We start from the raw sequence: 12,238 nt of genomic DNA on the forward strand, positions 1-12,238 counted from the left end.
ACATCGACGTCCTGACGGAACCAGCGCAACCCCAGCACTGCCTGGCGAAAGCAGGTCAACGCCCTGCTGTTCTTGCGGGTACCACGCTGACGGCGTTCAGCGTGGAGAAGTCGGCTGATGTACTGGGCGAGTTCACGCGGCACGTCGAGCATGGCACGATAGGCAATCACGGGGAGCCCCTGTCCTTGGACTTGATCTTCGCAAATCCAGTCCTATCAGGAGCTCCCCGCCCACACCTCACCGGTACCACCAGCCAACCGGTGCATCACCCCATACCATCACCGCCCAGCCCCCCACCACCAAGCTGATCTTGCTGAGATCACCTCAGTGGCTTGAGACGGCACTGGAAGGAGTCGAAGCAATGCAGATCAGCCCGAGCACCACCGGCCCCGGCCTTGATGAACTGCGGAACCTCGCCGTCAAACAAGGCGTACGTCCGAGCCGCCACCTCTCCGTTCCACGAAACCGACCTCGCCGCAGTCGCCGCGCAGCCCTCCGCAGCAGCATCCCGACGGAGTCGGTGTACAACTGACCGGTCCGCAGTCCCTGGACCAATACGAGAAGGTGCGGCTCATCGGCGCCGCCATCGACCGGACGCTGTCTTTCCAGGAACTTCCACCCGAGCAAGTACGGCACGGCCTGCTCGCGCAAGGACTACCCGAAGAGGCCCTCGCCACCCGACGCCCAGTTCGTGTTCACCGGGACAGGCGGCGGGCTGCACCGGCGGTCCAACTTCCGCCGCCAAGTGTGGTTGCCCACTCTGGCCGGGGTTCATGAAAATTCCAGTTGATGGAAGTTTCCATCAACTGTACGTTTGACCTCGTGCAGGAGTCACGACGCGAGCGGAAGAAGCAGCTGACCAGACAGCGGATCGTCATGACCGCTGTCAGGTTGTTCGAGGAGCAGGGGTACGAGCAGACCACGGTGGCGCAGATCGCGGCCGCGGCGGATGTCGATCCCAAGACGTTCTTCAACTACTTCCGCAGCAAGGACGAAGTGCTGTTCAACGACGTCGAACCCGACTTCGACGTGCTGCTCGGGGTGATCGCGGAACGCCGGCCGGAGGAGGGCCCGGGCGAGGTACTGGTGCGGGCGATCCAGACGTATGCCGCGCACCGCCGGCCGAAGGTTCCGGCCAGAGAGCCCGCAGAGCTGTCGGCGGCGACCCGGTTGGCGCTGACCACGCCGGCGCTCCAGGCCAAGGGCCTGTACCTGCTGCTGGATCTGCAGCAGCGGATCGCCGGTGAGCTGCTGAAGGCGTTCCCCGGCCGGCTTGACCCGATCACCGCGGCGGCGATGACCGGCGCCGTGATCGGCGCCATCCAGCAGGCAGGCATGGCGAGCGTCCAGCTGGACCGGTCACAGGAAGAGCTGTGGGAAGCCGCTCAGCACGGCGTCGACGTCGCCCTGCACGGCCTGCTTTCGGTGCGGCCGTCCGCCGGAAGCCCGAATCCCACCGGAGAAAGGACCAGCTCATCATGACCGACAGCGTCCGGCGCCTCGCACGCGTCGCACGACGAGACATGCGACAGGGCGCCGAGGCGATCGCGCGAAGGCAGCGCGCCCGCCTGGCCGAGATGGTGGCTTACGCCCGCGCGCACTCGCCGTACTACCGCGAGCTGTATCGCGACCTGCCAGACAAGGTCGACGATCCGGCACTGCTCCCGGTCACCGACAAGAAGACGCTGATGGGCCACTTCGACGATTGGGTCACCGACCGCCAGGTGACCCGGGAGCGGGTCGAGGCGTTCGTGGCCGATCCCGACCTCATCGGCGCTCCGTTCCTGGACCGGTACCTGGTGGCTACCACCTCCGGCACCAGCGGTGTCCGCGGCCTCTTCGTCCTGGACGAGCAGAACCTGGCCGTGCCCAATGCCCTGGGGTCACGCGCCCGTGGCCTGCTGGGGATCCGTGACCTCGGCCGGATGGTCGCTCACGGGGCTCGCGTAGCCGTCGTCAGCGCACCCGCCGGCCACTTCTACACCGTCGCCTCGACGGAGCGGTTCCGCCGGGAGAGCCCGCGGCTGAGCCGGATCATGCGGGTCTTCCCGACAGACCGGCCGCTGCCGGCGCTGGTCGACGAGCTCAACCGGTACAACCCCGCCAGCCTCGCCGGCTTCCTGAGCATGCTCACGCAACTGGCCGGGGAGCAGGAAGCCGGCCGCCTGCGCATCCGCCCGGCGATCCTCATTCCCGGCGGTGAGACGTTGACCGACGACGTCCGGCAACGGCTCGAGACCGCGTTCCACGCGAAGGTCAATGCCGCCTACGCCGCCACCGAGTGCGGCTTCCTGAGCGTGGGCTGCGCGCACGGCTGGTACCACGTCAACAGCGACTGGGCGGTGGCCGAGCCGGTCGACGCCGACTACCGGCCGGTCCCGCCGGGGCAGCCGTCGCACACCGTCCTGATCAGCAATCTCGCCAACCGGGTCCAACCATTCCTGCGCTACGACCTCGGCGACAGCGTCCTGGTCCGCCCCGACCCTTGCCCGTGCGGCAACCCGCTGCCGGCCCTCCGAGTGGCGGGCCGCGCCGCCGACATGCTCACCTTCCCCACCGATCGCGGCGAGCACGTCAGCATCTCCCCCATGCTCTTCGGCACGCTGCTGGACCGTACTCCCGGCATCGACCGGTTCCAGCTCGTCCAGACGTCGCCCTCCGCACTGCGCGTACGCCTACAGACCAGGCAGGGCACCGACACCGACCTCGTATGGCTGAACGTGCGCGACGAGATCACTCGTCTGCTCACCGAGCACAAGGCCGACCACGTCACGCTCGAACGTGCCGACGAGCCACCACAACAGTCGCCCGGTGGCAAGTTCCGCCGGATTATCCCACTCAGCGCGTAATAAGGAGTCGCCAATGACTACAGCACCTCAAGGATTTGCCTCGCTCAGCGGGAAAGTGGCGATCGTGACCGGGGCCGGCTCCGGCATCGGGGCGGCGTCCGCGGCGACGATGGCCGCCCAGGGAGCACGGGTGTGTTGCGCCGACATCAACCCCGAAACCGCCGAGCGGACCGCCAAGGACATCGTCGCCGCCGGCGGCGAGGCGTTCGCGCTGCGGGTCGACGTCGCCGCACCCGAGGACAACGACTCGATGGTCAGCACGACGGTCGCCCGCTACGGCGCCGTGCACATCGCGCATCTCAACGCCGCGGCCATGGACCCGGATTCCGCGCAGCCCGCCACGGTTCTCGATTTCTCGCTGAAGGCATGGGACAGCACGATGGCGGTGAATCTGCGCGGTGTCATGCTCGGCATGCGGGCGGCGGGCCGGGCTATGCGTGACGCGGGCGGCGGGTCCATTGTGGTCACTTCGTCGGCCGCTGGGCTCATCGGCGTCCGGATGGCGTCGGCGTACTCGGCGTCGAAACACGGAGTCCTCGGCCTGGTCAAAACGGCCGCGCTGGAGTTGGGGCCGGTCGGTATCCGGGTCAACGCCATCTGCCCCGGGTACATCGCAAGCAACGACTTCATGCGCAAGATGGGCGAGGAACGCAACGTGGGCAGCCGCTTTCCGCTCGGCCGGGTGGGACGCGCCGAGGACGTCGCGAATCTGGCCGCGTTCCTGGCCAGTGACAGCGCGTCGTTCATCTCTGGCAGCGTCCACATCATCGACGGCGGCTGGCTGGCGGGTCCCGCGGGCCAGAAAACCGCCGCCGCTTCCTGAACCGAATTCCGAAGAAAGGCAACAATGGATCAGCAGATCGACCCCTGCCCGGCCATCGGCGTCCAGCAGCTGCTGGCGTTACCGCAGCACGAGATTTTCGAGCTGTGGAAGAGCCTGCCCGCTCCCGGGATGGGGGAACTCGACGGGGAGTACGCGTCCTACCTGCCCATTCTCCACATCTCCAAGGACGAGATCAGGAACGCCGCGACCCAGTTCTATCGGGACGATTCGGCGCGTGGCTACTGGTTGGGCAAGGCGTACAAGGCAAACGGCGATTCCAGCGGCGAGGGCTACAACATCTTCCGCAAGCTTGGAGAAGACGGGGACGGCTACCGGTACACCCGGAAGGGCCGGTTCGCCACCGATATCGGCGAGTCGTTCGTAGACGACAGGCCGTCGTTGATGATGCGGTACTCGGCGTTCAACAAACAGGTGGCCGGTATCACCGACCTCGTGGACGAGGTGCGCCGCTATGCGAAGGGGCTCTATCTCGCCACGGCGACCGCGCCCTCGCCGGACAACGGCACGCGCGCGATGCCGGACAGCTGCTTCCTGCTCGTTGGCCCCGTCAACCCGTGGATCGGTCCCGATGACACGGAAGCCGGACAGCCGTGACGGATCTCGATGTGGACGATCGCTTCGCGATCCAGCAGACGACCGGCCGCTACGCCCACGCCTACGACACCGGGGACGTCGAGGGCTTCGTCGGAGTGTTCACAGAGGACGGGATCTTCGAGGTCGTTCTCGTCGACCAGCATGATCAACTGGCGTTGTTCCGAGGCGCGGCCGAGCTTCGCGACTTCGCCGAGTCGGGAATGCCGAGGGTCAATCCCGTCCTGCACCACGTGTGCGGGTTCGTGTTCGACGAGACCGACGCGGACGCACCCCGCACCCGCGCCACGGTGGTCGTCACCAAGCAGTACCCGGACGGCCCCACCGTCGTGACCCACGGCACCTACTTCGACCGCTGGCGCAAGACGGAAGCCGGATGGCGCATCGCGCATCGGCGCTATGTCGCCCTCGGATACCGAACCTCTCCTGAGACACAGTAGGCATCGCCACAGTAAGCATCACAGAGAACAACCCGGGAACCACAGCGCAGCAAGACATCGTCCCGCCCAAACAAAACGTCCGGCCCCGCTGCCCCGACAGTCCGGGCTGCTGCCGAACCGCGGACGTGAATGTGGTTGCGTCCCAGCGGTGATTCCGTTGGGGCGCAACCGCTTCGGCCATTCGAGAATCAAGCCGGCATCGAGGACGCGTGCATCAACTCGGGCAGCGGCCAGTGGGTGGCGCCGACCTTGTCTCGAATTCCCAGATCAGTCCACGGCTCCTTGATCCAATGTCCATCGAGATAGCCGGGGCGGATGACCACCGGGTCAGAGTTGCTGCGATCGGCGAACCTGCGGCAGAAGCACTTCGGTGTGAACCATGCACCGCCACCCGTTCTACTCGCGGAAACACAAGTCCCGCAGGTAGAACGGGTCCGTTCAGAGACATTGAGGCCGGTTGAGGCATGTTCAGCCCGGGATCGTGCTCCTCATCTGCTCCCCACCGTGCTCCCCGCGCTGTGGTCGCGGCCTTCCGGAGTTCGGCGGCCACTTCGATGATCATGTCCTCCTGGCCGCCGATGACGCCGCGCCTGCCCAGCGGTGTCGATCAGTGTGAACAGGTCGACGCCGGTCTCGTATCCGGCCCGTTCCAGCGCCGCTGCCAGCACCTCGGTCTGCGCGTTGCCCGCCCTGGCGCCGAGTCCGCGCAACGAGCCATCGATGTAGTGCGCTCCGTTCTCGCCTCCGCGAGCGCGTTGCCGATCCCGACCCCCAGGTTGTTGTGGGCGTGGAAACCGAGGTCGGCGCTGACCGCCTCCCGCAGCGCAGCGACACGCTCGGCCGCGCCACAGGGCACCAGGAAAACGGCGGAGTCCACGACATAGACCACCTGCGCACCATAGGAATCGAGTTTCCGCGCCTGCTCGGCCAACTCCGCGGGGGCCAGTTTGTGGCTCATCGTCAGGAAGCTCATGACCCGCATGCCATGATCGCGAGCCCAGGCGATCGACTGCTCGGCACAGTCGGGGGACGCTCAGGCCTCGCGATCGGCACCAGTGGAAGACGGGCCGAGATTCGTCGGCTACGGCGTGTCGATCAGCGAGATCGCTCGCCGACTCGCCGATCACTCGGAACACTGTCGCGGCGGCGGTGAAGTCGGACCGACCACCTGAATACCAGCGTAAGCCGGCCGGGTCGGTAGTCGACACGTACGACTCCGCCATCCGGGCGTTGCTGGTGGATCGGCCACGAATGTCCGCGACGACATGGACGTCCTTCGCCAATGAGTCCTGTGGGGTCTCACCGCGCGTGACATGTCGATCTTGTGCGACCTGCGGTGTCTCCGTTGTCTCACGTCGATGTCATCAAGATCGGTCTCAGACATGGGGCATTTCCTCAGCGTCGATCGTCCGGCAGCCGGTAGTACCGGTCAGCGGGCGAGCCTCGCGCGGGCCTCGTCGGTAAGCGGTGCGAAGAAGTTGACCAGGTTGCCGTCGGGGTCGCGGAACAGCAGGGAGCGGTTTCCCCACGGCATCGTGGTCGGTTTCTGCAGGATCTCGGGGGTGGCAGCCAGGCTCGCCAGCCGTTCGTACTCCCGGTCGACGTCTTCGACGAGGAACTCGAGGATCGCGGTCCGGTTCGACTCAGGTACGGCCGCCCCGGCGCTGAACAGCGCCATCGTCTCGGCACTGCCGATAGCCAACGTGCATGACGGGCTCACGAGCTCAGCGAACTGCTCGGCGGGCCGCCGCGCATCGAGGCCGGTCACCTGCTCGTAGAACTCGACAAGGCGGGCGACGTCGTTGGTGATGACCCGGACAGAGACAAGCTGCACGGTGGATCCTTTCTGTACTGGAGGGGCGGTTTCTGCCCCGCCCTCCGGGGGACACCGGACACGCTAGAGGCAATAGTGGACAGGATCCGCCCGGTATTGGGAGGATCCTGTGCGTGACCCGGCCGATCGCCCGTGTACTGGCCTTGCTGGAAATCCTCCAGAGCGGAGGCACCCGGACCGTCGCCGAGTTGGCCGGTCGGCTCGACGTGGACGAGCGCACGGTCCGCCGCTACGTCGACCACCTCCTCGATCTGGACATCCCGGTCCGCTCGGTGCGCGGACGGCACGGCGGGTACCGCCTGTCCCCGGGCTACCGGATGCCCCCGCTGATGCTCAGCGGCGAGGAAGCACTCGCTGTCGTGCTCGGTCTGGTCGCGGGCCGGCGCGCCGGGTTGATCAGCACCTCGGTCGCGGCTGCCGAGAGCGCGGTCGCGAAGGTTCGGCGAGTGCTGCCCGAAGCTCTTGGCCGTCGGCTCGACGCGCTGCTGGAGGTCGCCGACTTCACCGCACCCGCACGATCGGCACTCACGGCGGAGGCCGAGGTCCTGCTCACCGTCGCGGAGGCGGCGCGGGATCGTCGCCCGGTCGATCTTGGTTACACCGCCGGCCACGGCGGGGCCAGCGAACGCGTCGTCTATCCGTACGGGGTCGTGGCGCACTCCGGGCGGTGGTACCTGACCGGCTTCGACTCCGTCAGCGGGCAGGTGCGCACGTTCCGCGTCGACCGGATCACGACCGTCGAGATGCGCGTCGGAACGTTCGACGTACCAATCGGATTCGACCCCGCCCAGCGGGTGCTGACCGCGATCGCCGAGGCGCCGTACCGGCACGAAGTGTCCGTGCGGATTCGATCGACGCCCGAACAGATCCGGTCCGTCTTCCCGCCGTCCGTCGCCACACTGGAGGAGATCGACCCCGGCACTTCCTGGCTACGGGCCCGGATACGGGCACAACGGCTCGAATGGATACCACCCCTGCTCGCCGCGCTCGATCAGCCGTTCGTCGTCGAACAACCCGACGCCCTCCGCGGCCTGGTGCGAGCACTGGCCAGCCGGCTCGCCGACCACGCCGACGCGCGACAGGGACACTGATTACCCAGCGGCGCAGCAGCGCCAGCGCCTCGGTGTTGCCCGGTTCCAGCTGCAACACCCGCGAACAGTGCTCAAGCGCCCATAACTCCCCATCATTCCGCCTGATCAAGCCGTTCGATCATCGACGGCCACCGGACGGAAACCAAGCGAATTACCCGATCCGTGACCAGAAACAAAACGAAACCTGGCAGAGGAAACACGGTTACCGCGTCAGACCCGCAACAAACGTCCCGGCGATCCCGTCAACTCCAGCTCAGCACCACGTCCACGATGACATCGAGCACGCGCGGGCCGACAATCTTGTCCCGGGGGACCACCCCTTCCGCCGCTATCGCTGAAATCCTGGGTCATCAGCACGACGGCCACACCCACGAGGAAGTGTTCGACCTTCCGCCACCACCGCGATCACGCTTATGCCACCGCACCACCCATCGTGCACGCCCGGCTCAGCTCCGGGAATCCGCCTGGAATCAGGCGAACTGACCCCGGCGTCACACCTGAGGTGCAAGCACACGGCGTCGATGGCAAACCCGGCGTTCTACGAACGCCAGCGACTCTCAATGTCCACTTGGGACACACCAAGGTTGCTGCGCAGCTGCGACGAAACTCTCGACGGCGGACTCATCCTGCCCCCTGGATCGGTCACTGTGCCAGGGCGAGGATTCCGTCGGTATCGCAGGCGAGGAAGCCGTCGAAGGGAACCAGTGACCGCAGTTCGGGGTGTCGACGTGCGATCTCGGGCTGCAGCACCAGCAGTTCCGGTACCACGGTCATCGCTGTGGGCCCGCCGGTCACGATGTCGTCCAGGTCAATCGCCTTCGACTCCCCCCATCGGTCGACGATCAGGCCGACCGCGGCCGGCCCGGTCGCCCGGAACTCAGCCAGTATCCGGCGGATCACCGTATTCTGCCCGATCCGGTAGACCGGACCACCGAAACCATCGAGGCCGTAGTCCTCAACGACCACGTCGGCGCCGACCCGGCCCAGCGTGCATATGACGCTGGCCTCCTCCTCGGTGTCAGTCAGCCAGTACTGGAAGGTGAACCGCTTCTCCCCCAACCCGGCCATAGCAGCGAGCAACGCCTCTCGGGTCATCTCGATCTGCTCTCCGGCGGTCTCCCACTCCCCGCTGAGCGCCGTGATCCGGCCGGTACGGGGATAGCCCAGCACCATCCCCGTCGCCGCCAACGAATCCACCCGCCGCAACACCTGCTCCGGCGTCCAATCCCGCCGATACAACCGCACAAACCCGTATGTCATCCCTACCTACTTCGGAAAAAGAAACACATTGCCATCGCCCAGCCACTTCCTGGCGAGGTCGTTGCCGAGTTGTTCGACGCCCTTGGCGTACAGTTCGGTCACCCGGCGTTCGGCGGCGTCGTGCCGGGTGTCCGCCGCGGCCAGTTCGGTTGCCCGTTGCCGGCGAAAAGCCAGCTGAAGCGGGAAGGCCGCACCGGCTCCCCCGGTCGCGGTCAGCCCCGTCCGAAGCGCCTCCGTGCGCGCCTGTACCCGCTCGTTTCCGGTCACGTCACCACTCGGCCAAGCCCACGCCCCGATGCCGAATCCGGCGGCCAGTGCCACCATGACGCAACCCGCAACCAGCCACCACGACAGCCTTTTCACGCTGAAGACCATCCCCTCGCTCCGACCGAACGGCTGCGGGTCTTTCGTCACGTGCCCCATTCCTCGTCGGCGAGTTGGGTGACGTAGGTGGCCACAAGCTCGTGCAGGGTATAGCGGCGGTAAGCGGGCTGGTCGGTGAGGCTGGCGGCGTGCAGCTCGTCGAGCAGGCGCTGGGCATGATCCGGAGTGGTGTCGGCCAGCGCGGCGAGCGCATGCGGGTCGATGTCCGCGCCGGGATGCAGGCCGAGCAGCCGGAACGCGTGCTGCTGCGGCGCGGTGAGGTGGCGGTAGGACACGGCTAGGGCCGCGAGGACGCTCCGGTCGCCGTCGGAGAACCAGCTCAGTCGCCGGTGCGCACCGAGCTCGTCGGCCAGTTCGGCAAGCAGCTTCGCCGGATTGGTGGCGTGGCCGAGCCGGAGCCGGGCCGCGGTGATGCGGATCGCCAACGGCAGGTGCCCGCACAGCGCGACGATTCGTTCCACGCTGTCCCGGTCCGCCGCCGTGGCGCGGTCTCCGGCGAGGGCACGGAACAGCGCGGCCGCCTCGGCCCTGGGAAGCACGCGCAGAGCCAGATGGGTCGCGTCGTCGAGACCGGCCAGGTGCCGGCGGCTGGTGATCAGGACCAGGCACCCGGGCGCCGACGGGATCAGCGGCCGCACCTGCGCCTCGTCGGCGGCGTTGTCCAGCACGATCAACACCCGCCGGCCGGCGAGCACGGTCCGGTACAACGTGGCCCTGGCATCGAGGCCGGGCGGGATCTGTGGCCCGGGCACGCCCAGCCCGCGCAGCAGGTGATCCAGCGCGCCGGTGGGTGGGACGGGGTCGGCGTCGGGGGTGAATCCGCGCAGGTCGGCGAACAACACGCCGTCGGCGAAGCGAGGGGCGAGCCGGTGTGCGGCGTGGACGGCCAGTGCGGTCTTGCCGATCCCGGCCATTCCCCGCACCACCGAGACCACCACCGTGCCCGGCGCCGGCTCACCATCCCCGGCGGGCCACAGCGCCAGCATCCGGGCGAGGTCGTGGGCACGGCCGGTGAAGTGGATGGTGTCGGCCGGCAGCTGGAACGGCACCACTCCGGGCACCCCCACCGCCACGCACGCCGGCGGGTGAAACCGCGGGCCGCCGGACACGACACGCCGCGCGTGCGCCAGCGCGGGGTGCGCCCCGTCGCGGCCGGCGGCGTGCTCGGCCTCGGCCAGCGCACGCCGCGCCTGGTCGAGCCGTCCGGTGGCGTGCAACGCCCGGATCAGGGCCGCGGCGAGGCGGGGACGCTCGGGGTGTGTCACGGCCAGGGTGCGCAACCGGTCGAGCACCAGTTCGGGATGCCCGCGGCCCAGTTCGAGGTCGGCGAGATCTTCCTCGGCGTCCAGCCGGCGGACGTCCAGGGCGTCGGCGATGCGGCGGATGCCGCGCTGGTTGAGGTTGTCAAGAGCACTGGTCCCCCGCCACAACTGAAGCGCCGCGCGCAGCCGGCGCGCGGCCTGGTCTGGATCGGTATCGCGCAAGGCCTGTGCACTGCGCAACAGCTCCTCGAAACGCACGGCGTCGACCTGCGCGGCCGACACCGGCAGGCGGTAGCCCGGGCGGTGCCCGACGATTCTCAACCCGGCCGGCGCGAGCGCCCGCCGCAACCGCGACACGAAGTGATACAGGTTGTCCACGGTCACCGCGTCCCGGTTCCCCCACACCATGGCGATCAGACGGCCGGGTAGCACCTTGGTGTCGGGGGCGTAGGACAGGGCGGCGAGGATCGCTTGCGCGACCGGGCCGCCCACCGGCACCGGCCGTCCCTGGTGAACGAGCTCGAACGGCCCCAGCAGACGAAGGTAGGGCTCCAGCACGATCACGGCCGACTCCTCACTGAGTACGGGCCCGCCTGCCGGGCCGCCGGCAGGCCGGGTGCGCCCGCCGTCCACGACTCAATCCCCAGGTCACCTTCCAGATCCGTCCGTCACCCTAGCGCGAGGGCTTGCGCGCGGCGCGAGCGTCGGGGAAGTACCAAGCAAGGAGAGGAACCCTGATGAGACATTACGGCATAGCACGCTGGGCACTGACCGTCGCGACGGTCGCCGTCGCCTTCGCCGGTTCGCTGCTGCCCACGGGCACGGCCGCCGCGTCGATCAACGACAACAATCTCGCGCTCACCACCGACTACGAGGCCCAATGCGGGTACGAGCCCGCTGGTGAACTGCTGTTCGTCGACTACGGCGAGGGTTCGCCCAGCGACCCCGCCAAGAACGACGACTACCTCGAGGTGCGGGACTTCTGCCTCGACGGCGACGGGGTCAAGGGATGGGTCTGGCTCAACGGCGTCTGCCTGGAGCAGTGCCAGGGAAAGTACAACGGCAACGGCGGCGGGACCTCGGTGATCTGGGACCCCTTCAAGCAGTTCCCGGGCAACGTGAACGCGGGCGACAAGATCGGTCTGAAGATCTGCCGGGTCAACGGGCCCAACGGCACGCCGTATGACTGCGGCACCAAGAACTTCACCAGCCAGGACGGCTGATCCGCACCGCGTCGGACGTGAGCGGCGCCCGCGCTCACGTCCGACGGCGGGCGCCGCTCGCCGAGTATCGGTGTTCGTCTACCTGGAGGCGTCCCGGCGGTTCGGGCAGCAGCTGGCCACTGTCGAGCGCACCGACGACCCGGTTGACGACCTGTACCGGCTGGGGCTGGCCTACCGGGAGTTCGCCGTGGGCGACCCACACCTGTACGCCGTACTGTTCTCGGGGCCGATTCCCGGGTGCGAGCCCGACGACGCGGCCAGACAGGAGTCCCTGGACAACTTCACACCGCTGGCCAACCCGGTGCACGCGGCGATCGCCGCCGGCAAAATCGTGGACGAGCCGGCGACCGTCGCAATGGGACTGTGGGCGATCGTGCACGGTCTGGTGTCCCTGGAACTGGGCGGCAACCTGCCGGAAGGACTGGATCCGGCCGCGCAGCAGCGGCTCAGGATTCCGCTT

Annotated in this window: 12 protein-coding genes and 4 pseudogenes; 8 read left to right on the forward strand and 8 right to left on the reverse strand. The window is 67.9% G+C overall.

Annotated features, from left to right (window positions below; translation table 11 throughout):
* The first annotated feature begins 822 nt into the window (after positions 1–822).
* The 5 genes from A3CU_RS47665 to A3CU_RS0131435 are packed head-to-tail and all read left to right on the forward strand — an operon-like array spanning position 823 to position 4,724.
* Positions 823–1,482 (forward strand): TetR/AcrR family transcriptional regulator, encoded by a 660-nt coding sequence (locus A3CU_RS47665; RefSeq protein WP_052372507.1) that lies wholly within the window; start codon positions 823–825, stop codon positions 1,480–1,482.
* Positions 1,479–2,849, forward strand: coding sequence for a phenylacetate--CoA ligase family protein (locus A3CU_RS0131420; RefSeq protein ID WP_027945600.1), 1,371 nt, complete (start codon positions 1,479–1,481; stop codon positions 2,847–2,849). The genes A3CU_RS47665 and A3CU_RS0131420 overlap by 4 nt, the downstream gene beginning before the upstream one ends.
* Before the next feature lie 13 nt (positions 2,850–2,862).
* Entirely contained in the window at positions 2,863–3,672 is an 810-nt protein-coding gene (locus A3CU_RS47670) for an SDR family NAD(P)-dependent oxidoreductase (RefSeq protein ID WP_063628934.1), read from the forward strand.
* Positions 3,673–3,696: 24 nt separating this feature from the next.
* Complete coding sequence (locus A3CU_RS0131430; protein WP_027945601.1) at positions 3,697–4,287, forward strand: hypothetical protein; 591 nt, start codon at positions 3,697–3,699, stop codon at positions 4,285–4,287.
* Positions 4,284–4,724: a nuclear transport factor 2 family protein gene (locus A3CU_RS0131435; RefSeq protein ID WP_027945602.1), complete on the forward strand. Its 441-nt coding sequence runs from the start codon at positions 4,284–4,286 to the stop codon at positions 4,722–4,724. The genes A3CU_RS0131430 and A3CU_RS0131435 overlap by 4 nt, the downstream gene beginning before the upstream one ends.
* 188 nt (positions 4,725–4,912) lie before the next feature.
* Here A3CU_RS0131435 and A3CU_RS55255 read toward each other — a convergent pair whose 3' ends face one another.
* The 5 genes and pseudogenes from A3CU_RS55255 to A3CU_RS0131450 all read right to left on the reverse strand — a co-directional run bounded on the left by A3CU_RS55255 (position 4,913) and on the right by A3CU_RS0131450 (position 6,558).
* Positions 4,913–5,047 (reverse strand): hypothetical protein, encoded by a 135-nt coding sequence (locus A3CU_RS55255; RefSeq protein ID WP_281174166.1) that lies wholly within the window; start codon positions 5,045–5,047, stop codon positions 4,913–4,915.
* A 212-nt stretch (positions 5,048–5,259) separates the two neighbouring features.
* Positions 5,260–5,322: pseudogene (locus A3CU_RS55825) on the reverse strand (hypothetical protein); the annotation flags it as partial.
* A gap of 58 nt (positions 5,323–5,380) precedes the next feature.
* Positions 5,381–5,434: pseudogene (locus A3CU_RS55830) on the reverse strand (hypothetical protein); the annotation flags it as partial.
* Positions 5,435–5,481: 47 nt separating this feature from the next.
* Positions 5,482–5,730: pseudogene (locus tag A3CU_RS55835) on the reverse strand (4-hydroxy-2-oxovalerate aldolase); the annotation flags it as partial.
* Between the two features lie 423 nt (positions 5,731–6,153).
* Entirely contained in the window at positions 6,154–6,558 is a 405-nt protein-coding gene (locus A3CU_RS0131450; protein ID WP_027945604.1) for a VOC family protein, read from the reverse strand.
* A 113-nt stretch (positions 6,559–6,671) separates the two neighbouring features.
* Between A3CU_RS0131450 and A3CU_RS0131455 the strand changes: the two genes are divergently transcribed.
* Positions 6,672–7,649 carry a helix-turn-helix transcriptional regulator gene (locus tag A3CU_RS0131455; protein WP_027945605.1) on the forward strand — a complete coding sequence of 326 codons (978 nt, stop codon included), beginning with the start codon at positions 6,672–6,674 and terminating at the stop codon, positions 7,647–7,649.
* Between the two features lie 642 nt (positions 7,650–8,291).
* On the opposite strand, the gene A3CU_RS0131460 is transcribed toward A3CU_RS0131455, so the two are convergent.
* Genes A3CU_RS0131460 through A3CU_RS47680 form a run of 3 tightly spaced genes read right to left on the reverse strand, consistent with a single transcriptional unit; the run spans position 8,292 to position 11,119 of the window.
* On the reverse strand, positions 8,292–8,909 hold the full coding sequence (locus A3CU_RS0131460; RefSeq protein WP_027945606.1) for a hypothetical protein: 618 nt from the start codon (positions 8,907–8,909) through the stop codon (positions 8,292–8,294).
* A gap of 6 nt (positions 8,910–8,915) precedes the next feature.
* The gene (locus tag A3CU_RS0131465; protein ID WP_027945607.1) at positions 8,916–9,323 is read right to left on the reverse strand and encodes a hypothetical protein; all 408 of its coding nucleotides are present in this window, start codon (positions 9,321–9,323) and stop codon (positions 8,916–8,918) included.
* The gene (locus A3CU_RS47680; RefSeq protein WP_052372501.1) at positions 9,320–11,119 is read right to left on the reverse strand and encodes an AfsR/SARP family transcriptional regulator; all 1,800 of its coding nucleotides are present in this window, start codon (positions 11,117–11,119) and stop codon (positions 9,320–9,322) included. Before A3CU_RS47680 ends, A3CU_RS0131465 begins: the two co-directional genes overlap by 4 nt.
* A 173-nt stretch (positions 11,120–11,292) precedes the next feature.
* Here A3CU_RS47680 and A3CU_RS0131475 point away from each other — a divergent pair, with 173 nt between their 5' ends.
* Positions 11,293–11,778: a hypothetical protein gene (locus A3CU_RS0131475; RefSeq protein WP_027945608.1), complete on the forward strand. Its 486-nt coding sequence runs from the start codon at positions 11,293–11,295 to the stop codon at positions 11,776–11,778.
* Positions 11,738–12,199, forward strand: a pseudogene (locus A3CU_RS55840) (TetR-like C-terminal domain-containing protein); the annotation flags it as partial. The gene A3CU_RS0131475 and the pseudogene A3CU_RS55840, both read left to right, overlap by 41 nt.
* Positions 12,200–12,238: the final 39 nt, after the last annotated feature.

Source organism: Amycolatopsis taiwanensis DSM 45107 (assembly GCF_000519205.1).
Taxonomy (GTDB): Bacteria; Actinomycetota; Actinomycetes; order Mycobacteriales; family Pseudonocardiaceae; genus Amycolatopsis_E; species Amycolatopsis_E taiwanensis.